This window comes from Sporosarcina cyprini (genome assembly GCF_022048975.1).
In the GTDB taxonomy this organism is placed as follows: Bacteria; Bacillota; Bacilli; order Bacillales_A; family Planococcaceae; genus Sporosarcina; species Sporosarcina cyprini.
In genome coordinates, this window is sequence record NZ_JAKMHX010000036.1 from 1 (window position 1) to 22,841 (window position 22,841).

Genomic DNA, 22,841 nt, shown 5'->3' on the forward strand with positions numbered 1-22,841 from the left:
AAAAAGGGCGTGTCAAATATGGGCAAACATCAACGGCAGGAAGTGAAGGAACATATCGCCAAGCTTCTGGTAGAAGAAGGGCGGAAAGCAACGGACCTTGCATATGAATTCGGGATGAGTCCCTCGACCATACGCAATTGGGCGAAGCAGTATCGGGAAAAGCAGGAACGACTGGCGAATCCGGATGGCCAGCTCCACACATTCTCCGAGATGGAGAAGAAGCTCCGAGAGGCTGAAAAACAGCTGAGAGACCGGGATGAGGAGCTTGAAATCTTAAAAAAGGCCATGCATGTCTTCATGAAAAGCCGAACGTGATCTATTCGTACATCCGAGACCATAAGGACGAATATAGCGTAGTGAAGATGTGCCAAGTACTCGAGGTATCGAAAAGCGGCTTCTATAAATGGGCTTGCCAACAAGCCCAAGACGACAGAACAGAACGGACGGCCTGGCGAGAGGAACTCAAGCGAATGATCGCTAAATCCTATCATGAAAGCCTTGGCACCTATGGAAGTCCCCGTATTCTTGAAGACCTCAAGGAATGGGGCTATTCTGTATGCGAGCGGACCGTCGGCCGGCTCATGAAGGAGATGGGGCTGCGCGCTGTACCGGAAGTGAAATTCACGACGACAACGGATTCCAACCATAATCAGTTCATCTATCCGAACCTGCTGGAGCGTAAATTTCTCGTCGATGCGCCGAATAAGGTCTGGGTCGCCGACATCACGTACATCTGGACGATGGAAGGCTGGCTGTATCTGGCGAGTGTCATGGATCTCTTCTCTAGAAAAATCGTCGGTTGGAGCCTAGAGGCCACCATGGTGACAGAGCTGCCGCTTCAGGCATTGGAGAAGGCGCTGCTTCTGCGAAATCCCGAGGGAGAGCTTTTCCATCATTCCGATCGTGGTTCCCAGTACTGTTCAACGGACTATATCGACCGACTGAAGTGGAATAACTTTCAGATTAGCATGAGCCGAAAAGGAGATCCGTACGATAACGCCTGCATCGAATCATTTCATGCCACTCTTAAGAAAGAGTTAGTTTATCGCCGCCGCTTCAGAACACGGAAAGAGGCACGAGAGGCCATCAGCCACTACATCGACGACTTTTACAACACGAGAAGACGTCATTCTACGCTCGGTTATCTATCGCCGGAAACGTATGAAAAAAAAGCGGGCTTCCAACTCTCAGAGCGAACAGTTTCGTAACAGTTTGACAGTCGTGATCATCGGTTCGCTTTTGAACCGATGATCATGACTGTCCGAGCAAGCGAAGCGCGGTAGGGTTTTAGAAAGGAATTATCATTTTTTAGCTGTCCACTTTATTGACAGAAGACCATGAACGCCAGATTACCGAAACGAACGCCAGAATCATTGCACGCACCGCACAAATCATAATCTCCGTGTCACCTCTCCCTCACTCGATTCCCACGCCACGTATTGCCCCAACGCAAAAACCGTCCTGACAAAACGTCAGGACGGTTCATTTTATTACATAAACATACCAGCAATTGTACCGCTCATTAGGTTGGCGAGTGTTCCTGCCAAGACGGCTTTCATGCCAAGTTTTGCGACAACGCCGCGTTGGTTTTCTGCGAATGCAGTCATGCTGGCGATCAAGATGCCAAGTGAGCCGACATTGGCGAATCCGCAAAGGGCGAATGTCATGATGGCTACGGTCTTGTCAGACAGCGATTCAATCAAAGGCTGGAATGACGTAAAGGCGACCATTTCATTGAGCACCACTTTTTGACCAAGCAAGTTGCCTGCCGTCAATGCTTCCGACCAAGGAACACCCATGACGAACGCAAGCGGGGAGAAGATATAGCCAAAAATTTGTTGAAGGGACAGTTTTGGATAGCCGAACCATCCGCCGATGCCTCCGAGTAAGCCATTGAACAAGGCCATAATGGAAATGAACGCGATCAACATGGCGATGATCAGACCCGCCATCTTCAGTCCTTCCATTGCGCCTCTTGTAATGGCGTCGATGACACTCGGTTTGACTTCATCAGCACTGGAAGGTTTCGATTCCTTTGCCTCCACTACATTTAATGGCGTGTCCGTCTCCGGAATCAGGATTTTCGCGAATACGAGTCCAGCTGGAGCAGCCATGAAACTGGCGGCAAGCAAATAATTGATTGGAATGCCCAGTGCGGCGTAAGCAAGGAGTGTTCCCCCTGCGACCGAGGCCAGTCCGCCGGTCATGACGGCAAAAATTTCAGAACGTGTCAACGTTTTAATGTATGGCTTGATGATGACTGGCGCTTCTTGAACACCTAGGAAGATGTTAGAGGCTGCAGTCAACGACTCTGCCTTGCTTGTCCCAAGAATCTTGGAAAGGCCTCCTCCGATGATTCGGACGAAAAGCTGCATAATTCCAAAATGGTAAAGTACAGAAATAAGTGCTGTTACGAAAATCGCCATAGCAGCGACCCGGACTCCGAATATGAAACCGGTCGGCTGGGAAGCATCCGCTAATCCGCCGAAAACGAATGTTAATCCTTCGTTTCCATAATGGATAATATTGCGGACTCCTTCGGATATTTTTTCAAGCACCTCTCGGCCGAATGCTGATTTCAGCACAATATAACCGAATAAGATTTGCATCACAACACCGATACCTACGACTCGATAGTTGATCCTTTTTTTATTCTCGGATAGTAGAAATGCAATCGCCAAGATGACGAGGCAGCCTAACAGCCCAAATAGTATATTCATAGTCCTCTCCCCTACTCCAAACTAAACTCATTCACACTATTGTGTAATCGGTTACATGTAATTTACCACATCAATTTAGTGACTGTCAATGTGATATTATAAGACTTTCATTGACCAAAACATGGATTATTGCTATGTTGGTGTAAACGATATCACAATTGAGGTGCATTATGGCTACAATAAAAGACGTAAGCAAACTGGCCGGCGTATCTGTGGCTACCGTTTCTCGTTTCCTGAACAAGAACGGATATGTAAGCAAAGAGGCGGCACAAGCGATTACAGAAGTGATCGAAAAGTTGAATTACCGTCCAAATAATATTGCAAGAAGTTTAGCAGGAAAAAAAACAGCGACTGTCGCGCTCATGGTGCCGGATATTTTAAACCCATTCTTTCCTGAAATCGCCCGCGCTGTGGAGGACGCCGCACATGAAATCGGTTACACAGTTATGCTATGCAATACAGATAACGATGCAGACAAAGAAGCAAAGTATATTGAGACGCTCATCCAGAAGCAGATCGACGGCCTCATCATCTCTTCTTATACGATAAAACCTGAGCAGGTAGCTAAACTGCAGAAGCATTCCATCCCTGTCGTATTGATGGATAATGCATTGCCCGGACAAGATATCATTTCGCTTCTCTCTGATAACCGGGAAGGCGGCATGGCAGCAACAAAGCATCTGATTGCCCAAGGATGCCAGAAGATCGTACATATTTGCGGACCGATGCATATCACTTCTTCACGCGAGAGGACGTTAGGCTATGAAGATGCGTACAAAAAGACTGGACAATTCATGCCGAGCCTCATTACGTACAGTGATTTTACTGTGAAAGGCGGCTACGATTCGATGAAAGGACTGCTTGAAGCGCATTCCGATCTAGATGGAGTTTTCGCCAGCAATGACTTAATGGCCGCCGGCGCGGTCAAAGCTTTAATCGAACAGGGCATCCATGTGCCGGATGATGTAAAAGTCATCGGTTTCGATGGCATCCATATGGAAATGATGATTCCGGAGCTGTCCACGATTGCACAGCCGATCTATGAAATTGGAAAGGCCGCAATGGAGTACGTCGTCGCATTGATCAACAAAGAACCGATCGATATGAAGAGCAGACTGTTTGACGTCGAGTTGATTGAAAAACAATCAACAAAAAAGGTGAGTTCCTAGTATATGGAACTCACCTTTTTTTATCCTGCCACCTTTTTCTTCTTTGAAGCCATTTCCATAATAAGTGAAATGAGAACCCCGACAAGCAGTCCGTTGCTGATGATTGGCTGCATAAGAACTGGGAATGTGCTGAAGGCAGCCGGTGCAATCGTCATGACACTCAGTCCGATTAAGACTGGCAAGGTCAGCCGATACAAGGAGATTTCCTCTAGCGGCAATTGCCGGATATTCTTTACCGCATTGCCGAATAACTGCAAATAGGCAACAAACAGAACGGCATCTCCGATACTCATCGGCATTAGAGAGAAGAACGAACCGAACAGCGGCACTAGGCCCATGATAATGAAAAGCATTCCACCTAGAATGAACGGCAGACGCTGATAAATTTTCGTGCTTTCCAAGAAACCAATGGAGGAAGTATAAGGACCATAAGGTATAAGACCGAACAACCCAGCAACAATCGTATGTAACCCCGTCAGCATAAAGGCGCGCCGATATTGAGCATCTGTCGTTTTCTGCTTGAAAAGCTTTTCAATTGTGGTGATCGCTACTAAGGAATTCGCCATATTAATCAATCCTGCGAGGAAAGCCGTTAGAACGATTCCGACATCCATGCGAAACGCACCCCAAGGCAAAAATGGAAATAACATCGAAGAGCCGCCGCTTACTTGCACACTTGCCTTAAACAGAAGCGTATGTGCGATCCAGCCAACGATCATCCCGATTAAAATCGAGTAATTCCCAAGTTTGCCGAATCCTTTTACCGCCAGTACTAACACTAAAATAACAATGCCGATTGACAGCATGGCAACCGACGCATCAATCTTTCCCTCTTCGTTAATTCCGAGCATCCCTTTGAAGAACACCATGATGAGCTGGCAGGATAATAAAAAGAGATAGACCGTTAACACGATAGGATTAAAAATCTTTTTCAATGTCCCGGCAAAACCAAATGCACCGAGGACAATGGTCATAATGCCTGCAAGGACTATTCCGAGCGCAAGACTGCCCCCTACTTCGGCATAACTAAGTCCAACCGCTGGCGCAGACGCACAAAGACTGAGCACCAGCCCCCACCAGACACCTCCGTGCCCTTCCATGAGAGGGTATTTATGACCCCAAGTTGCCTGTAAAATGCTCGCTGCTCCCGTAACGATGAATGATGTCCGGATGATGCCGGCGATTTCCGCTTCAGGCAACTCAAATGCAGCACCAACCGATAACGGCACAACGACCGTATTGGCAAACATGAAAAACAACCATTGCACGCCAGCCAATGACAATGCAGGCTTTGATAAAGCGTTCATCCAGTTTCCTTCTTTCTAAACGGAGAAGAGTCTGACATGTGTGTCAGACTCTCCTTCCGCGGCTTATCTCCCTAACGTCTCAACTAACGTATCAATGAACCTTTCCCGGTCTACTTCCAAGCAGACATTCACATTCGGCTCTTTCTTCGTCCAGCCCTTAAAATCGCAAACTGTGTGGCCATCACATAAGTCGCTGTTCGTTTCAACGTCCACATAATACGGTACTGTCCGGACAAGGGATCGATCAAGAGCCACGCCTACTGCAAGCGGATCGTGCATGGAACATGCCCGGTTACCCGTTAACTCGAAATAGCGGTTGATGTAATGAACGGTTGATTCTTGCACGAAATCGCGAACTTCGCCGGCGTTCATCCGTTCAATATCGCCTTCGGTCAAAAGCGTTTGCTGCGTTACATCAAGTCCGACAAGGGTAATCGGAATGCCGGAGTGAAACACAATCTTTGCTGCTTCTGGATCGATATACATGTTGTATTCCGCGGTCGGTGTAATATTGCCCGGTGCACTGACAGCGCCACCCATGATGACAAGTTCCTTGACCCATTCCTTCAATCGGGGTTCTTTTCGAACTGCAAGCGCCATATTCGTCAACGGAGCCAGCAAAATGATCGTCAGTTCACCTTTGTGCTCTTTCGCCTGTTCAATAATGAAATCAGGAGCGAAGCCTTCTTCATTCACAGTCACTTCCATCTCTTTCAAAGCACCGCCGATACCGTCATTCCCATGCACGCTCACTTCAAAATGAGGGTCTCTCAGCAATGGACGGTCTGCGCCTTTGATAATCGGAACATCTTCCCGGCCAAGCAGCTTCATCACTTTTGTTGTATTGATGGTTGCTTGGTCAAGGGATGTGTTGCCGTTTACTGTCGTAATGCCTAGAATGTCGGCTTGTCCACTTTTCGCTGCCAGGCAAATCCCGATTGCGTCATCAATTCCTGTATCCACATCGATAATTACTTTTTTCATGCTTTTGTTCCCCCTGCCTTATCCGATTCAAGTAAAGTTGTAATACATTCTACCGCAGTTGCCACCCCGTATTTCAACGCATCCAGATTCACATGATACTTGGCGTTATGCCATGGGAAGTTTTCTTTCTCAGTCGATCCTGTGCCCCAATACATGAAAACAGAAGGCACATGGTTCGCGACAATGGAAAAGTCATCTCCGCTCATATACGGATTTTCCACTTCTACGACTTTATCTTCGCCAAAAGCCGTACGGATTGCATTCGCCACAACATCCGTCAGTTGAGGATCGTTCCAGCATGCCGGATAGCCTCTGCTATAGTTATATTCATACGAACCGCCCCAAAATGATGTCACGGATTTAAGCAATTCCTCGATTTGCTCCTCGATGCGATCTTGCGTCTCCGTCTTAATCGTGCGGACCGTTCCGGAAATATCGACCCGGTCGCACATGACATTTGACGTAAAGCCGCCGTTCACTGTACCGTACGTGATAACTGCGGGATCGAGAGGCGATGTTTGCCGGGAAACAATGTTTTGTGTGCCGGCTATGAATTGGCCAGCCATTGCAATGGCATCAATCCCTTGTTGAGGCGCCGCCGCATGGCCGCCCTTCCCGATTAATGAAATATACACACGGTCTGTATTGGCAAGCATATATCCTTTTTTCATTTCAAATTTACCTGGCTCTAAAAATGGATTGGTGTGCAAGCAAATCGCCGCGTCCACTTTCGGGTTTTCCAGAATCCCTTCATCGATCATCGGCTTTGCCCCACCCGGCTGTACTTCTTCGGATGGCTGGAACATCACTTTCACAGTACCTTTCCAGTCTGCTTTCCGCTCCTTCAAAATAGTCAGCAGACCAAGACCGATTGTCGTATGTGCATCATGGCCGCATGCATGCATGGCACCTGGTCGTTTGGAAGCATAGTCAAGCCCTGTCTGTTCCTCAATCGGAAGTGCATCGATATCACAACGGATGAGTACGGTCTTTCCTGGCTCTCTTCCAGTCAATTCAGCACAAACACCAGTCTTCGCCATTTTTTTGTAAGGAACGCCGAGACGGTCCAATTCTTTTACAATAAATGCTTGTGTTTCGTATTCCTCTTTACTTAGCTCGGGATGCTGATGCAAAAATGTAAACGTGTCCTTTAAATAGGCTTCCAAGTTTTCCTCTATATATATCAATGAAATATGCTCCATCAAACAGACCTCCTATTCCTTCAATTCATTCAGGAAAGGCATTCCTTCCTGGGCACCGAATTTTGTTACCGCCTTTGCCGAAACGTTGACTGCAAATGACACCATTTCACTCATTGGCCAGCCATTCGTCACGCCGACTGCCAGTGCTCCATTGAATGAATCCCCAGCTCCCGTTGTATCCACGACGTCGACTTTAGGCGGAGGCACAATGTTCAACAAGCCGCTGTCCAAATAAGCACAACCTTCCTCGCCAAGTGTCACGAGAAGAGTTTGCTGGTGCTTATTTTGCCATTCCTCCATCAGTGTCTTTAATTGTTCCCGGGAGGAGAAGGAATGTCCTGACATCGCTTCAAATTCTGTTTCATTCGGTGTTAAGAAATCGACCAATTCAAGCAATTCAACAGGCAAGTTTTGTGCAGGTGCCGGATTCAAAATAGTTGTGACACCATGCTGTTTCGCCACTTTCAATACGTGTGCTACAGTGGCAAGCGGGATTTCCAGCTGGGTTACGAGCACATCAGCAGAAGCAATTGCCTGCTCGATACGCCCATCGATTTTTTCTGGAGTCACCGCAAAATTCGCGCCGGGCACAACGGTGATGCAATTGTCGTGTTCAACGGAATAGATATTGGCAATTCCCGTCTGAACTCCATCAATCATTTCAACAAACGTTGTTCCAACGCCATTCGCTTTCAATTGTTCAAGAAGACTGCGGCCGAACTCATCGTTCCCAACCGCACCGACCATTTGGACTTCGCCGCCAAGCCGCGCCATTGCGACAGCCTGATTGGCTCCTTTACCACCGGGCAAGTAGGTGACTCGTTCACCTAATATCGTTTCCCCCATCTTCGGGAGGCGGCTCGCCGAAATGACAATATCCATGTTTATGCTACCAACAACGACAATTTTCCTATTCACCCTATCACCTATTCCATCCGTCATTCGATAAAACACCTATGTGTAACCGATTACACATTAAGAATACCATACGCATAACCACCTCGCAAATCGAATTCGGCATTGCTATGTAATGTTTACGTACTGGGCAGTGTTTATTCCAAAAACGGATACCGTTCTTTGTTCTTCTCATTGTAAAGAGAGCAGCGTCTTTTGCTTTCTGCTCGATTCCCAACTTTGAATCGACTACAATGAACAACAATTGGAATTATTTTTTTAAGTGAGGTGTTACTGTGGGGAAACGTACCATTGCGACTATTATTGCTTGTCTAAGCTTCGTCCCTCTGCTCTATACAGTGCTGGCGACCGCCTTCATCCGATTGACAGGCTTTGGGATTGTAAAGAAATTAAACAGGAACGGAATTGCCCTAACGTTCGATGACGGGCCGCATCCAGTGTATACAGTAGAACTTTTGAATTTATTAAAGAAACATAATGTCAAAGCGACCTTCTTTGTTGTTGGGGAAAAGGCGAAAGCCCACCCGGCTATTTTGAAACGCATGCACGAGGAAGGGCATCAAATCGGAATTCACCATTTGCAGCATACTTCAAGCTGGCTGCTTTCGCCGAGCCAATTAAAAAGGCAACTGGTGGAAACAGAGCGCATTATCCAACAAGTGACGGGCGTTCGTCCCATTCTTTACCGGCCGCCTTGGGGCTTCTTGAATGCCGCTTCCATTCCCCTTGCACGATTACGGGGCTACCAAATTATCATTTGGACTCACCATTTTAAAGATTGGAAGGTTGCAAGCTGCAAGACCCGCCTGCTGGACGGTTTACGACAGGTTCCGGCAGATGGTTCCATTATTCTGCTGCATGATGACGGAACCAACCCTGGTGCGGATGATGACGCGCCTGGCGTAATGCTCGAAAAACTCAAGATTTTTTTAGAAGAAGCTACTGCACAAGGCACTCCCTTCTTGCTCCCCTGCACTGCTAAACGTAACGTCTAACTTCAAAACTCTTTGGATCCAAATACAGGTCCAAAGGGTTTTTCTTTTACCCAGATAAAACATTGTACAAATTTGTATAAGGTTATGCTTTCCTTTTGAGAAATTTCATGTATAATTCAGAGTAATAGACTAGATTTCCGTCTTCTTTAGGATATAAACTATACAAACATTATACAAAACATGAAATGAGGAGAATGGAATGAAAAAGAAAGTGATTGTGATCGGTGCAGGTGTAGCGGGTTTGGCAAGTGCAATCCGCTTGCAATATCTAGGGTACGATGTAGAGCTCTTTGAAAAAGAGGCACTGCCAGGCGGCAAAATGCATCGTATCGAAAAGGACGGCTACCTTTTCGATCTGGGTCCCACGATTGTCATGATGCCTGAAATTTATCGTGAAATATTTGAATTTTGCGGTCGCAATCCGGATGACTATATACCGATGGAACGCTTAGATCCGATGTATAGTGTCTATTTCGGAAAAGAAGCTGGTGATCATCTCGAAATCTCCTCTGATCTAACTAGATTGATGGAAACTTTCGAAAATGTCAGCGATGAGGATGCACAAGGCTTTTTGAATTATTTACAGGAGATCCATAAACGCTATCTCATTGCAAAGGAACACTTTCTTCAAAGGCCGTTCCGCAGAAAATCCGACTTCTACAATGTCGCCATGATTCGGCAAGGGTTGCGTTTGAAGACATTCGGCAACGCGGATAAGTTTGTCAGCAAATACATTAAGGATGAACGATTAAAACAAATGATCAGTTTTCAGACCTTGTACATCGGTGTCTCTCCTTATACTGGACCTTCCCTGTATACGATGATTCCAATGATTGAATTCCTTTATGGCGTCTGGTTCATCAAAGGCGGCATGTATACGATGGCACAGTCGATGGAACGGCTCTTTAAGGAGCTGGGTGGATCCGTTCACTATAATGCCCCGGTAGACGAGATTGTCATCGAAGGCGGAAAAGCGGTCGGCATCCGTTTAAAAGGAGATTTCATTCCTGCTGATCATGTTATGTGCAATGCCGATTTCCCATATGCCATGAAGAATCTCGTCCAAGATGTTCAAGCGAAAGGCAAGTATACAGATAAAAAGATTGATAGCATGAAATATTCCTGTTCCTGCTTCCTAATGTATCTCGGCATGGACCGGAAATACGATGAAATTCCGAATGCCCATAACTTTATTTTCAATGATGATCTGAAAGGAAACCTCGATGGAATATTCGATGGAAGACGATTGGATTCGGCCTCTTTCTATGTATATATCGGCTCCAAGCTCGATCCATCTCTTGCTCCTGAAGGAAAGGACGGCTTGTACATTCTTGTACCGGTTTCAGACTTGTCCTGCTCCTCATATGAATGGGATGACAGCACAATTCAACATTATCGAAACTATGTCCTCGGCGAATTAAAGAACGTAAAAGGCTTTGAAAATATTGAGAATGAAATTGTAACGGAAACGTATATGACGCCGGATGCTTTCTTGAAACGGTTTAACGCATATAACGGAGCCTGCTTTGGACTGCAGCCGAGCCTTAACCAAAGCAATCACCTCCGCCCGCAGAGCAAAGCGACACATTGTGAAAATCTGTACTTCACAGGCAGCAGTACTCACCCTGGTGCAGGCGTCCCGATTGTTTTATTGTCCGCCAAAATTGCCACGGAAGAACTGCTTTATGACGATGGCCAACTACTACAGGCAAGATGAAAGGAGAACCTCTCATGCTAGGTAATGAACAATCCGTTCTCGCATCCGACTATGCGTATTGCGAGGCAATCATTAAACAGTATTCCAACAGCTTCTACCAGGCCTTTTCCGTTCTTCCGCAGGAAAAGGCGCAGGCGGTCTATGCCATTTACGCCTTTTGCCGGACCGCAGACAATTGTGTGGATGAAAATGACACGATAGCAGCGAAAACAGTCGCCTTGAACGAGATGGTTGACTCATTGAACCGCTTTGCATTCAACCAAGAAGACGATCATCCACTTTGGCGCGCTCTCCGAGATGTGTTTAATCGATTCGAGATGGATATCTTGCCATTCTACGACCAGTTGACAGGACAGCTAATGGATATTCATTTTGCCCAGCCGGACAGTTTGGAAGCGATGGAGGCCTATAGTTATTATGTCGCCGGTTCTGTCGGCCGGATGCTTTTGCCGATCATTGCCAGCGAGGCGAAAGAAGAGTGCACGAATGTTGCAGTCAGTCTCGGCATCGCGATGCAGATTACGAACATCTTGCGGGATGTCGGCGAAGATTATACGAAGCTGGGAAGAATTTATTTGCCAAAACAGGAAATGCAGCTGGCAGACTATACTCCGGCACATATTGCAAAATACGAAGTAACCGAAGGGTTTAAATTGTTATGGGAACGGATGGCCTCTCGCGCTGAGGCTCTGTACGATGAGTTTCTCGATAAAATCGAGTTGTTTGACCAAGATAGCCGGTTTGCTGTGCTTTCTTCGGCCCTCATTTATCGTGCAATTCTAACGAGTGTCAGACAAAACGGCTATGATTGCCTGCGCAGACGCAATTACGTATCCACTCATCAAATGATACAAATTCTATCCGAAGCGACGGGATGAACGAAGAGAAGAGAGGGATCCAGATGGCGCGAAGTAATAAGACAGTCATCGTCATAGGAGGTGGACTTGGCGGATTATCTGCCGCCATCTCTTTGGCGCAAGCAGGCTACAGCGTAACATTATTTGAAAAGAACGATCATCTTGGGGGGAAATTAAACCGGCTGGAACAGGACGGTTTCGGATTTGACTTAGGCCCTTCCATTTTGACGATGCCACATATTTTCGAAAAGCTTTTTCATGGCAGCGGAAAACTAATGGCGGATTATGTGCCAATCCACCGGCTGCAGCGGGAATGGCGCTCCTTTTTTCCGGATGGAACGATTGTGGATTTATACGGAGACCTGGAGCTGATGGAAGAAGCGAATCCTTACCTGAGCCGTAAGGATATCGATGACTACAATCAATTCCTCGAGTATGCCAAGCAACTGTACGATATGACAGAAGCGGGCTATTTCGCAGAGGGGCTTGATACGACAGGTGAAGTAATCCGGCATCATGGTCTATTGAAATCATTTAAAGGATTCGATCTGACTTCCACTATGTATGAAGCCATTGCAAAGCGAATCAAAGAACCGCATTTGCGTGATATGCTCGCTTATTTCATTAAATACGTCGGCTCCTCTCCATACGATGCACCGGCTGTACTCAATATGATGATTTACATGCAGCATGCTCAGGGATGCTGGTACATACCGGGAGGCATGCATAAGCTCGCAGAAGGTTTGACAGAGCTTGCAAAATCGGCTGGTGTATCCCTTCATACCGGCACCGCAGTCAAAAAGCTGCATAAAAAAGACGGGCGCATTGCCAGTGTACAATTGGCTGATGGCCGAACGCTGGAAGCGGACTATTTTGTTTCCAATATGGAAGTGATCCCTGCCTATGAAAAGCTTCTGGAAGAAGACAAATCGTTTACTGACAAGCTAACGAAAAAGTTTGAACCATCCAGTTCCGGCCTGGTCCTTCATATTGGCGTGAAAAAGGAATATCCACAGCTGAACCATCATAACTTCTTCTTTTCCGAAAATTTGAAGGAACAGATGGAGAAAGTGTTCCACCACTACGAGTTGCCTGATGATCCTACAATCTATCTGGTCAATACGAATAAAACGGATCCAAGCCAAGCGCCTGCCGGCCATGAAAACTTGAAGATCCTCCCTCATATTCCTCATATCCAAGACAATCCGTTTACAGATGAGGACTACAAGGAATTAGAAGAACGGGTTCTTCTGAAGCTGGAACGGATGGGGCTTGAGGGCTTAAGGGAGAATATCGTGACGAAGGATGTCTGGACACCGCATGATATTGAAAGAATGTACGGATCCCACAAAGGTTCCATTTACGGCACCGTTTCCGATAAACGGAAGAACAAAGGTTTCAAGAACAAAAAGCAAAGCGAGCTTTATGATAACCTCTATTTTGTCGGAGGAACTGTGAATCCTGGCGGCGGCATGCCGATGGTGACGCTAAGTGGCCAGCAAGTATGCAATAAAATTATAGAGCGAGACAGAACGTGAAAACGATAACGATGCGGGCAGGAGGTAATTAAAATGGTCATTGTGTTGGCAATTGCCGGATTACTTGGTGCAGTCGGCCTCTTGGCAGGGGGCCTCATGTTTCTCCGCTTCCCTTCACCTCCTGCCGCCGATCTTCCTTCCACATCACTATTAGTCTCTGTCATCATACCCGCCCGCAATGAGGAGCAACGCATTGTTCCATTGTTGAAATCGCTGGCAAAGCAGACCGGCATAAACTTTGAAATGATTGTCGTCGATGATGATTCTGAAGATCAAACCGCCAAAATCGCCGAATCTTACGGCGCTCTTGTCATTCGAAATCTGTCGCCCGAAGACGGATGGATTGGAAAATCCGCCGCATGCTGGGCGGGTGTTCAAGCAGCTAGAGGCGATTTGCTGTTATTCATGGATGCGGATACTGAATTTCAAGAGAATACGAGTCTGCTGAAATATGTATCTTCTTACGAGCAGCTCGGCGGCACGGGAATTGTCTCCTTGCAACCTTATCATCGTGTCGTTTCGTGGTACGAGAACGCCGCCGCTTTATTTCCACTCATTGCAGTTGTCGGGATGAATGTATTCTCGGCATTCTCAGGCCGTTTTTCAAGTGCAGGTTCCTTCGGGCCTTGCCTCTTATGCCGCAGAGAAGAGTATGAACAAGCAGGCGGACATGCGGGGGTGCGCGGGCATGTCATGGATGATTTAGCATTGGGACGAAAATTTCAGGAGGCCGGATATCCGGTCCATTGCTACAGCGGAAAAGGACTCGTCACGCTGCGCATGTATTCGGAAGGGGCTGGCCAGATGGTGGAAAGTCTGACCAAAAGTTTTGCGACTGGCGCCAGCTTTACAGCCCCAGCTGTCATGCTGCTGATCAATCTTTGGATGGCAGGCGGCCTGGCAATCGCATTCATGCTTCCCGCTTCATTCTTTGTCCAGAATTCCGTGTGGTACATCATTTCATTTGTTTTGTACTTTGGATTCGCAGCCACTTTCGCCCTGTTTGCAAGGCGCATCGGCAGTTTTAACATCTGGATGTTCCTATTCTATCCAATCCATTTACTGCTGTTCACGCTTATCTTTCTGCGCTCCGCGTATTTAGGAAAAGTGCGTAAAAGAGTCAGCTGGAGAGGGCGGGATATTCATGTATAATGCGGTTGTCCCAAAGAAGGCGATTCGGAAATGAAAGACTTGCCCATTATCTGGCTTTTTGTCATCAATGCACTTGCTTGGCTCTCCATTCAAATTGGCATTTCGGCCATTACCAACAAAATACCGATCAGATGGTTCGTCAAATATTCTTGGCTCTTTACTAGCTTTCACTGGGAAAAGGAAGGGGGCCTCTGGCAGGACGTTGCGCGTGTGAAAGCATGGAAGCAATATGTTCCTGACGGTACACTTTTCATCCGTTCGGGTTACAACAAAAAACAATTGCATGGCTGGGATTCGGCCTCCTTATCCCTCTTTCTGCTGGAATCAAGGCGTGCCGAATTCACCCATTGGATTTCCATTCCGCCGGCGCTGCTGTTCTTTCTATGGAATCCCTCATGGGCGGGCTATGTCAATTTAGCGTATGCCATACTATTTAACGTACCGCTCATTATTCTGCAGCGATACAATCGGCCACGAATCGAACGTATATTAAAAGCCCCTGCTTCGCGTTGAAGCGGGGCTTTTCGCAATTTCAACCTTCTTAAATAGATACTAATCTGTCTCATTAAAAATGGAATCGCGCCACCTGTTCCCCGTCAACTACGAAGCCTTCCACTTCGTTGAAGCCTAGCTGTCCATAAAGTCGCTTCGCTACCTCATTCTCCGGTTCATATGACAAGTTGATGATCTGATGACGTTCTTCCTTCATGCTTCGAATATCTTCTATGACGAGCAGAACCGCTTGCTTGCCGTACCCTTTTCCTTGATGTTTTTGATCAATCATCATGCGGTACATCCAATATTCATGATCCTCGTCATCAATGCCAAACAGGGTAAACCCGACCATTTCATCATCCGCATAAATTCCTTTCGCATGGAAATGATCTAAGAAATTTAATTGTGCAAGTGATACAGCATTCGACGCAACAAATTTCACTTGGTCCTCTCGCACTCGAAGGGATATCGCGTCAATCCAGTTATCTTTCGTAATCGGCTTTAAATGTAACATGCTTTCCTCTCTCTCTCTCTCTGTTTGCGTCTAGTTAATTTACAGTGGGCAGCAACTGCTCATCCTTTACTTCCACAAGATAGTGGTTAAGGACATGGTCTCTGCCACCATTTCTCTCATACCATTCTACAACTCGACTGACATGTTCCTGGTCTGCTCTAATTTTCGTTTCAATTTCCTTGTACACTTCATAGCTCTCGTACTCCCAGATTGCGAAGATCTCCGTTGTTTCATTACCAAGTGGTACCATCCACCTGCCGACCAATTTCGAACCATGCTTTAACTGGTTTGGCAAATTGATGTTGGTAAAATGGGTATTCAATTCCTCGACGAATTCATTTTTAACGATATACGATTTTCTTCTATGAAACAATGAATCATTTTCTCCTCTCACGCGACTTCCTATAAATCTTTTTTAACAACCGTCTCCCCCTCAATTAGTTGCCCTGTCTCATGAAAACCGAAAGACTTGTATAATTTTTTCGCCGCTTCATTTTCCGATTCATACGAAATATAGACGGAAGCCGCTTCCCCTTGCGGATAGGTCGTTATGTACGCAAGCGCCTTTGCCAGCGCCGCTTTCCCATGCCCTTGCCCTTGATACCGCTTGTCGATCATGAAGCGAAGTATGCCATAGCAAGCCTCATCTCCGAATTCATTCTCTTCGGCCGTATCGTGGTACATCATAATGAATCCTACCATCTTTTCTTCCGCATAAATTGCAAATGTCATTGCTGGCAGTTCGTCATTCAACAAGGCTACGTACGATTGAGCCAAGCTATACAAATTGGAAGCCACATAATTTTTCTGCTCTTCCTTGAGTTCCAGCTTGATGCATTCCTGAAAATTCTCCCAAGTAATCCTTCGGAATTCCACCATGGCGAATCCCCCCCGTTCCCCTGTTGTTTACGGCGAAGCAGATCCCAAAGTTTCAGATGCCGGATTAATTTACGAATAAAACCGGACTATTCATACTTTATAGCGATAAGGAATCTTTCAGAAACGGATTCAATTTAATGAAGCGCTCCACTTTACTTACAGTATCTGGAAGCACCGGCACACCGCCATTTCGATATAGCAAAACCCATCGCAGGCAGGCTAACGCTTTAAATGGTTGGAGCTCTGCAACTGTTTCATTCGTTATGTAAGCAGATTGGAATACATCGGCAAATGGTTCTGATGCGTATACATAAAAGAGCAGAAAAGCCCAATCAACATCATACCGGGCGTCGCCCCACTGCGCATTGGTCCAATCGATTACCGTGAATTGGCCGTTCCGCTGGACAATGTTCTGGAAATGATAATCTCCATGGATCAGGTGGCTTTGTTTGGGCTGCGCAACTTGAGTCAGTGTTGTCAAAAGTTGCGCGAGGTCTGAATGCTTTTGGACGTCTGGAAAAAAATAATCCATAAAATGATAAGCAGGAACTTGAAGGACACCAATTTCCTCTTTCGTTAGGCGATGAATACGGGATAGGATTCGGGCCATTTCCACCATATTGTCCTTCGTCAAATCAGATACTGGACACCCATTATCACTGGTCAGCAATACCTGATTTTCATCGTCATCCAGCCCCCAGCCGAAGGGCGTTGGCACTTCTATTCCATGCAGTTTCAATCGATCCAATAGATGATACTGGAATCTGACGCCCGGCTTAGAGCTTTGATTCCATACTTTTAAGACAAATGTCTCCCCCTTAGTATGAAACTTGGCTACTTCCGCTTCAAAGCCTTGATCGACAAGGTGCCGGCTGCTGTCAGTGGCTGCTTGCAATAAAACATTCAAATCTACCTTTGTATCGATCCAATTAATTGTTTGCAGACGATTCATCTAACATTCCTTTCCTTCAGAAGTGCAATAATTTCATCATTCTGCTTCAATATCGTCTCCATCTTTGCTTCCATACTGATCAAGTGACTGTACTGATTAGAAGAGTTAGCCGTCCTTCTGCGAGCCAGCAGCATGATGAGCATAAATAATATAATACATGGAAGTGCGAAGCCAACCAGCTTAAATAAGATGATTACCAATATTGATTCCATTCTTTCCCCTCCCTAACGATTAAGGGCGTTACACGTTCGTGCTGTATTCCTTCAGGTGCCGCTCCTCAATTAATTCAATCGATCGTTTGTTTTTCACATAATCCATCAGCTGCTCTTTAATATTGGGATACAGCACAATATGCTCAAGATCGGCCAATGGCACCCAGGTCACCCCTGATTGATTCGGATCGGGAACAGCCGGGAATTTTGGGATGCTCCCCTCTCTTAAGCTGCACTCGAAATAGAGCGCCAGCGAGTGTGTGGATCCATAACGATACTCATTGATAGCAGGCGCATATTCATAGACGAATGCAAGCGGTCCTACATCTACCTCTGCAGACGCCTCTTCCCACGCTTCGCGCCGTACCGCGTCGATAATTGTTTCGCCAGGATCCACACCTCCGCCCGGCAAATTATAGTGAATTCCCTTTTCTTCTTTCGAAAATTCAACTAGAAGAATTGATTCATTTTCAATAATTACGGCTCCCGCTTTCACTCTGATGTGGTAGGTCATCATTTCATCCCCATTTCCCCAATAATTTTCCATTGTATGTGAACTGTCTAATTCGCCAATTGCCGGCTAAAACCCTCTTCTCCTCCTAGCAATTTCTTGTTCAATGCCTTCTGTACCAGAGCTAACCGTTTAGACAGTAAAACAGGCTATCGAATATTTTACAATACATAGCAGTTTGGCAAGGAAAGGGGGTCTTAGAATGACAAAGAGAAGAAAAAGAAATTTACGTTTTTGCGTCTTGCCGGGCTATAACTGGTGTGGACCAGGCTGCAGCGGACCCGGGGAGCCTGTAAATAATGTAGATGCAGCATGCAAGGCACATGATTTATGCTATCAAAGCGGCGGCAGGCGATGCGTATGCGATCGGGAATTTCTGCGCCGGTTGGAGCGAGAAATTGATCCCTCCACGATAGCTGGCAGACATGCCCGTATGCTGTATCGCTACATGAGAATGCAATCGTTCTTCACTTGTGGATTTTGACTACTAACCTTAGGCTAGTATTCCATCCTGGAATCACTAGCTTTTTTTCGTTTTCATATCTTCAATTTTCGCCGCCCATGTTCTAACTAAAACACTCTATATATTTCCAGAAATAAAAGAGGGTTTCCCGAAGCATTTCACGAACCTAGTACCTAGCCTGAAAGGAGGAGCTACAATGAAACCACCTGTTGCAAAACGAATTCCCCATCCCCATGAATTGCATGGCGATGTGCGAGAAGATGATTATTATTGGCTGAAGGATCGAAACAATCCGGAGGTCATCAAGTATTTAGAGCAAGAGAACGAGTATTTCAAGGACATCATGCGTCCACTGGAAGAACGTACCGAGCAGATCTACCAGAGCATGGTGGACCGCGTGCCTGAATCGGAAGTACAAGTGCCCGTGCAGCGCGGTCCATACTTTTACTACTCCCGCCTGGACAAAAGCAAGCAGTATCCAATCTATGCGCGTAAAAAGTCGGCTTCCCGAGAGCTGCTCGAGTACGCAACCGAGGAAATCGTGCTTGATCTAAATGAATTGGCGGAGGAAGATGGCTACTTAAGTGTTACTGCGATACGGTTGAGCACGGACCAAACTCGTATTGCTTATTTAGAAAACCGGGATGGCACCGATCGATACACTGTCTTTGTCAAAGACTTGGCAACGGGTGAGCTGCTGCCGGACCAGATTCCGAATGTCTATATTTATGGAAGCCTGGAATGGAGCCATTGCGGAGACTATCTCTTCTACACTACAGTCGATGACAACGAACGGCCGTGCCGGTTATGGCGGCACAAATTGGGAAGTGAAGCAGGTAGTGACGAACTTATTTACGAAGAAACAGATGAGACATTCACGTTATTCATTGAAACGTCGCTAAGCGGAAAATTCATTTTTGTGTATTCCCATTCGAAAACAACGAGCGAAGTCAGAATGTTACATGCAGACGAACCGTTATCCGCTTTCGAAGTAGTGGATGAACGGCGCGAAGGAATCTTGTACGATGTGGAACATTGGGGAGATGATCTTCTCATCTTAACGAACGAAAACGCGCTGAACTTCCAGTTGCTCCGCTGTCCGATCGATGATCTGCACTCGCGCGAAAACGTAGTAGCGTATAAAGAGGAGCGCTTTCTTCAATCCATGTATCCGTTCCGTGATGCGTTGGTCATCTCTGGTCGTGAAAACGGATTAACGCAGATTTGGGTGCTAAAGAACGGTGACTTGGAGCTTATCAAATGGGAGGAGCCGATTTATACAGTAGGCGTTGTTTCAGAACAAAGCTATGAAACAAGTGAAGTATTGATCCAATACGATTCCTTGCTCACGCCGAGAACAACGTACGGGCTAAATCCGCTTTCCGGAGAGAAGCACTGTTTGCAGATTGCTCCCGTCAGCGGCGATTATGACCGCTCTCAATTCCGCCAAGAACAGTTGTGGGCGCTAGCTGTGGACGGTGTACAAGTGCCGATGACTGCTGTCTACCATAAAGATGCGCTACGTGACGGGCCAGCACCATTAATTCTATATGGTTATGGATCGTATGGAGCAAACAGCGATCCTCGTTTTGACTCGTATCGTCTTCCTCTGTTGGAAAAAGGAATTGTTTTTGTGACGGCGCAAGTGCGAGGCGGCTCGGAAATGGGACGCGGCTGGTATGAAGATGGGAAAATGCAAAATAAGCGTAATACCTTCACCGACTTCATAGCCGCAGCCAAGCATTTGATTGACGAAGGCTATACAACTTCAAGCCAACTGGCAGCCCGTGGAGGCAGTGCTGGCGGCTTGCTCGTCGGCGCAGTCGCCAACATGGCAGGAGATCTGTTCCAAGTCATCGTGCCAGCTGTACCATTTGTTGATGTGGTCACGACGATGCTCGACACATCCATTCCACTGACGACGCTGGAATGGGACGAGTGGGGAAATCCGCAGAAGGCCGAGGACTATTTTTATATGAAGTCCTATAGCCCGTATGACAATGTCGAAGCGAAAGACTATCCACACTTGTATATTACGACCGGCCTGAACGACCCGCGTGTCGGGTACTGGGAGCCGGCCAAATGGGTGGCTCGCCTCAGAACGTTAAAAACCGACGACAACATCCTCGTCATGAAAACGAACATGGGCGCCGGCCATTTTGGTGCATCCGGCCGATTCAATCATTTAAAGGAAGCGGCAGAATGCTATGCGTTTGTCCTTGATCGTCTTGGTGTGAAAAGTAAGGTAGAAGCGAAGAATTAATAGGAATGAAGTAGACTATATAGACATTTCTTTAGGCAGCATGGGGGCAAGAGTTCGATATATAGACTCTTGCCTTTTAAATTCGTCTGTATAACCGAAGTAATCAACGTCAAAGAACAATGATTTTTTCTAGTTGATTATTTCGAAGATGCTGGCTTTGATAACTTCGAAACTATATCATCTAAAGTAGGATAATTAAAATAACTCTAAGGATGGAGGGTTTTCAATGACCCAAAATACAGAACACAAGTATTATAAGGAATTAATTGATTTACAGGATGTTGAAGGGCTTGAAGCTCAATTTAAAAGCTTGCTAGAGGTTTCGATTGAATCCATTGCAGACTTAGAACAGTGGTTAAAGGATGAGAAAGATTTAATCAATAAAATCTCAGAGGCGCTGACAGGTCACCAAGTCGACTTCTTACGGAATACAGAGGATGCAGACATCAAGTCTAGGTATATGCACGATCAGCAGGTAATCCACCCACTTGTAATGAAATATGAAGCGACGTTGAATGAGAAATTCTGTGAGTCTCCTTATTCCAGTCAATTGGATGAAAAACGGTACGGCCTAATGCGACGCATTCGCGAGTCTAAGGTTAAATTGTTCAGAGAAGAAAACATTCCATTAGCAGTAAAGGAACAAGAGCTCAGTACAAAATATAATGAGATTATGGGAGGCTTGACCGTTGAATGGGAAGGTGAGGAAAAGCCGTTTCCGTTTATCGAATCCCAACTCGATCATTTAGACAGAGCCGTGCGTGAAAAAGCGTATCACTTAATACGAGCAGCATACCGTCAAATTAAGCCTGAGACGGATGCTCTCATGGATGAGCTCGTTCAAGTGCGCCACCAAGTGGCATTGAATGCCGGCTTTGAAAATTATCGTGATTATATGTTCGTCGTAAAAAACCGTGAATATAGTGTGCAGGATTGCTATGACTTCCATGAAAATGTTGAGAAGCATATCATCCCTGCTTGGAATCGACTTGCAGCTGTTTTCAAATCCAAGCTTGGTGTCGAAACCTATCGCCCTTGGGATCACACCGCAAAACTCTTGAAAAAAGCTCCATACTCCGGGGTGTCCGATCTAATGGACGGCGTCTCCGAAATGTTAGGGAAAACCGATCCTTATTTCGCAGAGCGCTTTGAGTATATGAGAGAGCATGGATTACTCGATCTTGGGGACCGGAAAGGAAAAAGCCCAGGTGGTTTCTGTACATCCTTGCCTGTTTCAGGGGATACCTTTGTGTTTGCAAACTTTAGTCCATCCTTCTTCTCTCTGATTGCGTTAATTCATGAAATGGGCCATGCGGTGAATGGGTATCTCCAGTTTTCCGAGGACGGTCTTCTGGAAGAATACCAAGGACGAGCGGAAGTTGCTGAACTGTTTTCTCATGGGATGGAATTGCTCTTATTGGATAAGATGAATCAGTTTTATTCTGAAGACGAGTTTAGTAGTGCGCAACGTGAGGAGCTGAGAAGAGCATTTACGATGTTAATCGGCCCGTTGTCAGGGGACCTCTTCCAGCATTGGATGTATACGAACCCGAACCACACTGCCAAAGAGCGTGATGAAAAATTCTTTGAAATCTCAAAACGATATATCTTAAACCCTGTCGATACGTCCGGTCTTGAAGAAGAAATTGGGATGAGTTGGGTAGGAACCATTCATTACTTTGAATATCCTTTCTACAACATTGAATATTCCATCTCGATGCTTGGGGCTCTTCAATTGCTTGAGAATTACCGCAAAGATCCTGCATCGGCTGTCGATTCCTTCAAAAAAGGAGCAAGTGCTGATTACAATCAATCCATCTCAGCAATATATGAAGAAACCGGAGTCAGCTTTGATTTTACAGAGCCAACTGTTAAACGAATGGGTGAATTCTTAGAACAAGTCATTCAAGACATTCATTAATGAAATTGAATTGAATGAGATTACAGTCAAAATGAACCAATCTCCAAACACAAAAAGAGTTCTTAATTGAACTCT

23 protein-coding genes are annotated in these 22,841 nt (G+C 46.1%); 12 read left to right on the forward strand and 11 right to left on the reverse strand.

The window, feature by feature from the left end; translation table 11 throughout:
- The coding region (locus L7D49_RS18325) for a transposase (protein WP_238083626.1) at window positions 1-315 on the forward strand (315 nt) is incomplete at its 5' end.
- On the forward strand, window positions 312-1,208 hold the full coding sequence (locus tag L7D49_RS18330; protein WP_238083628.1) for an IS3 family transposase: 897 nt from the start codon (window positions 312-314) through the stop codon (window positions 1,206-1,208). The genes L7D49_RS18325 and L7D49_RS18330, both read left to right, overlap by 4 nt.
- A 282-nt stretch (window positions 1,209-1,490) precedes the next feature.
- On the opposite strand, the gene L7D49_RS18335 is transcribed toward L7D49_RS18330, so the two are convergent.
- Complete coding sequence (locus L7D49_RS18335; protein WP_238083630.1) at window positions 1,491-2,720, reverse strand: NupC/NupG family nucleoside CNT transporter; 1,230 nt, start codon at window positions 2,718-2,720, stop codon at window positions 1,491-1,493.
- A 170-nt stretch (window positions 2,721-2,890) separates the two neighbouring features.
- Between L7D49_RS18335 and L7D49_RS18340 the strand changes: the two genes are divergently transcribed.
- Window positions 2,891-3,889, forward strand: a complete 999-nt coding sequence (locus L7D49_RS18340; protein WP_238083632.1) for a LacI family DNA-binding transcriptional regulator — start codon at window positions 2,891-2,893, stop codon at window positions 3,887-3,889.
- Window positions 3,890-3,909: 20 nt separating this feature from the next.
- Here L7D49_RS18340 and L7D49_RS18345 read toward each other — a convergent pair whose 3' ends face one another.
- The 4 genes from L7D49_RS18345 to rbsK form a co-directional block, all read right to left on the reverse strand.
- Window positions 3,910-5,196, reverse strand: coding sequence for a uracil/xanthine transporter (locus L7D49_RS18345; protein WP_238083634.1), 1,287 nt, complete (start codon window positions 5,194-5,196; stop codon window positions 3,910-3,912).
- A 63-nt stretch (window positions 5,197-5,259) separates the two neighbouring features.
- The gene (locus L7D49_RS18350) at window positions 5,260-6,180 is read right to left on the reverse strand and encodes a nucleoside hydrolase (RefSeq protein WP_238083636.1); all 921 of its coding nucleotides are present in this window, start codon (window positions 6,178-6,180) and stop codon (window positions 5,260-5,262) included.
- Window positions 6,177-7,382 carry a M20 metallopeptidase family protein gene (locus tag L7D49_RS18355; RefSeq protein ID WP_238083638.1) on the reverse strand — a complete coding sequence of 402 codons (1,206 nt, stop codon included), beginning with the start codon at window positions 7,380-7,382 and terminating at the stop codon, window positions 6,177-6,179. Before L7D49_RS18355 ends, L7D49_RS18350 begins: the two co-directional genes overlap by 4 nt.
- Before the next feature lie 12 nt (window positions 7,383-7,394).
- On the reverse strand, window positions 7,395-8,324 hold the full coding sequence (gene rbsK, locus L7D49_RS18360; RefSeq protein WP_238083640.1) for a ribokinase: 930 nt from the start codon (window positions 8,322-8,324) through the stop codon (window positions 7,395-7,397).
- 248 nt (window positions 8,325-8,572) lie between these two features.
- Here rbsK and L7D49_RS18365 point away from each other — a divergent pair, with 248 nt between their 5' ends.
- The 6 genes from L7D49_RS18365 to L7D49_RS18390 all read left to right on the forward strand — a co-directional run bounded on the left by L7D49_RS18365 (window position 8,573) and on the right by L7D49_RS18390 (window position 15,069).
- A complete protein-coding gene (locus tag L7D49_RS18365) occupies window positions 8,573-9,292 on the forward strand; it encodes a polysaccharide deacetylase family protein (RefSeq protein WP_238083641.1) in 720 nt (239 codons plus the stop codon).
- Between the two features lie 199 nt (window positions 9,293-9,491).
- A complete protein-coding gene (locus L7D49_RS18370) occupies window positions 9,492-11,009 on the forward strand; it encodes a phytoene desaturase family protein (RefSeq protein WP_238083643.1) in 1,518 nt (505 codons plus the stop codon).
- A 14-nt stretch (window positions 11,010-11,023) separates the two neighbouring features.
- A complete protein-coding gene (locus tag L7D49_RS18375; protein WP_238083645.1) occupies window positions 11,024-11,887 on the forward strand; it encodes a phytoene/squalene synthase family protein in 864 nt (287 codons plus the stop codon).
- Between the two features lie 23 nt (window positions 11,888-11,910).
- Window positions 11,911-13,404, forward strand: a complete 1,494-nt coding sequence (locus L7D49_RS18380; protein WP_238083648.1) for a phytoene desaturase family protein — start codon at window positions 11,911-11,913, stop codon at window positions 13,402-13,404.
- A gap of 33 nt (window positions 13,405-13,437) precedes the next feature.
- Window positions 13,438-14,556: a glycosyltransferase family 2 protein gene (locus L7D49_RS18385; RefSeq protein ID WP_238083649.1), complete on the forward strand. Its 1,119-nt coding sequence runs from the start codon at window positions 13,438-13,440 to the stop codon at window positions 14,554-14,556.
- A gap of 30 nt (window positions 14,557-14,586) precedes the next feature.
- Window positions 14,587-15,069, forward strand: a complete 483-nt coding sequence (locus L7D49_RS18390; RefSeq protein ID WP_238083652.1) for a glycosyl-4,4'-diaponeurosporenoate acyltransferase CrtO family protein — start codon at window positions 14,587-14,589, stop codon at window positions 15,067-15,069.
- 52 nt (window positions 15,070-15,121) lie between these two features.
- Here the strand turns inward: L7D49_RS18390 and L7D49_RS18395 are convergent, their stop codons facing one another.
- From L7D49_RS18395 to L7D49_RS18420, 6 genes are all read right to left on the reverse strand, one after another.
- Window positions 15,122-15,565 (reverse strand): GNAT family N-acetyltransferase, encoded by a 444-nt coding sequence (locus tag L7D49_RS18395; RefSeq protein WP_238083654.1) that lies wholly within the window; start codon window positions 15,563-15,565, stop codon window positions 15,122-15,124.
- Between the two features lie 34 nt (window positions 15,566-15,599).
- The gene (locus tag L7D49_RS18400) at window positions 15,600-15,938 is read right to left on the reverse strand and encodes an NIPSNAP family protein (RefSeq protein WP_238083656.1); all 339 of its coding nucleotides are present in this window, start codon (window positions 15,936-15,938) and stop codon (window positions 15,600-15,602) included.
- Window positions 15,939-15,967: 29 nt separating this feature from the next.
- A complete protein-coding gene (locus L7D49_RS18405) occupies window positions 15,968-16,444 on the reverse strand; it encodes a GNAT family N-acetyltransferase (protein ID WP_238083658.1) in 477 nt (158 codons plus the stop codon).
- Between the two features lie 97 nt (window positions 16,445-16,541).
- Window positions 16,542-17,396: an aminoglycoside phosphotransferase family protein gene (locus L7D49_RS18410; protein ID WP_238083660.1), complete on the reverse strand. Its 855-nt coding sequence runs from the start codon at window positions 17,394-17,396 to the stop codon at window positions 16,542-16,544.
- Complete coding sequence (locus L7D49_RS18415) at window positions 17,393-17,608, reverse strand: hypothetical protein (RefSeq protein ID WP_238083662.1); 216 nt, start codon at window positions 17,606-17,608, stop codon at window positions 17,393-17,395. The genes L7D49_RS18410 and L7D49_RS18415 overlap by 4 nt, the downstream gene beginning before the upstream one ends.
- 28 nt (window positions 17,609-17,636) lie before the next feature.
- Window positions 17,637-18,122 carry an NUDIX domain-containing protein gene (locus tag L7D49_RS18420; RefSeq protein ID WP_238083663.1) on the reverse strand — a complete coding sequence of 162 codons (486 nt, stop codon included), beginning with the start codon at window positions 18,120-18,122 and terminating at the stop codon, window positions 17,637-17,639.
- Between the two features lie 199 nt (window positions 18,123-18,321).
- Between L7D49_RS18420 and L7D49_RS18425 the strand changes: the two genes are divergently transcribed.
- The 3 genes from L7D49_RS18425 (at window position 18,322) to L7D49_RS18435 (ending at window position 22,766) form a co-directional block, all read left to right on the forward strand.
- Window positions 18,322-18,603: a phospholipase gene (locus tag L7D49_RS18425; protein ID WP_238083665.1), complete on the forward strand. Its 282-nt coding sequence runs from the start codon at window positions 18,322-18,324 to the stop codon at window positions 18,601-18,603.
- Between the two features lie 175 nt (window positions 18,604-18,778).
- Complete coding sequence (locus tag L7D49_RS18430; protein WP_238083667.1) at window positions 18,779-20,845, forward strand: S9 family peptidase; 2,067 nt, start codon at window positions 18,779-18,781, stop codon at window positions 20,843-20,845.
- Window positions 20,846-21,071: 226 nt separating this feature from the next.
- Window positions 21,072-22,766: a M3 family oligoendopeptidase gene (locus L7D49_RS18435; RefSeq protein WP_238083669.1), complete on the forward strand. Its 1,695-nt coding sequence runs from the start codon at window positions 21,072-21,074 to the stop codon at window positions 22,764-22,766.
- Window positions 22,767-22,841 lie beyond the last annotated feature (75 nt).

Bases quoted from the DNA above. Each gene is read 5' to 3' on its own strand.
- L7D49_RS18335 (WP_238083630.1), bottom strand. From the start codon at position 2,720: ATGAATATACTATTTGGGCTGTTAGGCTGCCTCGTCATCTTGGCGATT.
- L7D49_RS18340 (WP_238083632.1), top strand. From the start codon at position 2,891: ATGGCTACAATAAAAGACGTAAGCAAACTGGCCGGCGTATCTGTGGCT.
- L7D49_RS18345 (WP_238083634.1), bottom strand. From the start codon at position 5,196: ATGAACGCTTTATCAAAGCCTGCATTGTCATTGGCTGGCGTGCAATGG.
- L7D49_RS18350 (WP_238083636.1), bottom strand. From the start codon at position 6,180: ATGAAAAAAGTAATTATCGATGTGGATACAGGAATTGATGACGCAATC.
- L7D49_RS18355 (WP_238083638.1), bottom strand. From the start codon at position 7,382: ATGGAGCATATTTCATTGATATATATAGAGGAAAACTTGGAAGCCTAT.
- rbsK (WP_238083640.1), bottom strand. From the start codon at position 8,324: ATGACGGATGGAATAGGTGATAGGGTGAATAGGAAAATTGTCGTTGTT.
- L7D49_RS18370 (WP_238083643.1), top strand. From the start codon at position 9,492: ATGAAAAAGAAAGTGATTGTGATCGGTGCAGGTGTAGCGGGTTTGGCA.
- L7D49_RS18375 (WP_238083645.1), top strand. From the start codon at position 11,024: ATGCTAGGTAATGAACAATCCGTTCTCGCATCCGACTATGCGTATTGC.
- L7D49_RS18380 (WP_238083648.1), top strand. From the start codon at position 11,911: ATGGCGCGAAGTAATAAGACAGTCATCGTCATAGGAGGTGGACTTGGC.
- L7D49_RS18385 (WP_238083649.1), top strand. From the start codon at position 13,438: ATGGTCATTGTGTTGGCAATTGCCGGATTACTTGGTGCAGTCGGCCTC.
- L7D49_RS18390 (WP_238083652.1), top strand. From the start codon at position 14,587: ATGAAAGACTTGCCCATTATCTGGCTTTTTGTCATCAATGCACTTGCT.
- L7D49_RS18395 (WP_238083654.1), bottom strand. From the start codon at position 15,565: ATGTTACATTTAAAGCCGATTACGAAAGATAACTGGATTGACGCGATA.
- L7D49_RS18405 (WP_238083658.1), bottom strand. From the start codon at position 16,444: ATGGTGGAATTCCGAAGGATTACTTGGGAGAATTTTCAGGAATGCATC.
- L7D49_RS18410 (WP_238083660.1), bottom strand. From the start codon at position 17,396: ATGAATCGTCTGCAAACAATTAATTGGATCGATACAAAGGTAGATTTG.
- L7D49_RS18415 (WP_238083662.1), bottom strand. From the start codon at position 17,608: ATGGAATCAATATTGGTAATCATCTTATTTAAGCTGGTTGGCTTCGCA.
- L7D49_RS18420 (WP_238083663.1), bottom strand. From the start codon at position 18,122: ATGACCTACCACATCAGAGTGAAAGCGGGAGCCGTAATTATTGAAAAT.
- L7D49_RS18425 (WP_238083665.1), top strand. From the start codon at position 18,322: ATGACAAAGAGAAGAAAAAGAAATTTACGTTTTTGCGTCTTGCCGGGC.
- L7D49_RS18430 (WP_238083667.1), top strand. From the start codon at position 18,779: ATGAAACCACCTGTTGCAAAACGAATTCCCCATCCCCATGAATTGCAT.
- L7D49_RS18435 (WP_238083669.1), top strand. From the start codon at position 21,072: ATGACCCAAAATACAGAACACAAGTATTATAAGGAATTAATTGATTTA.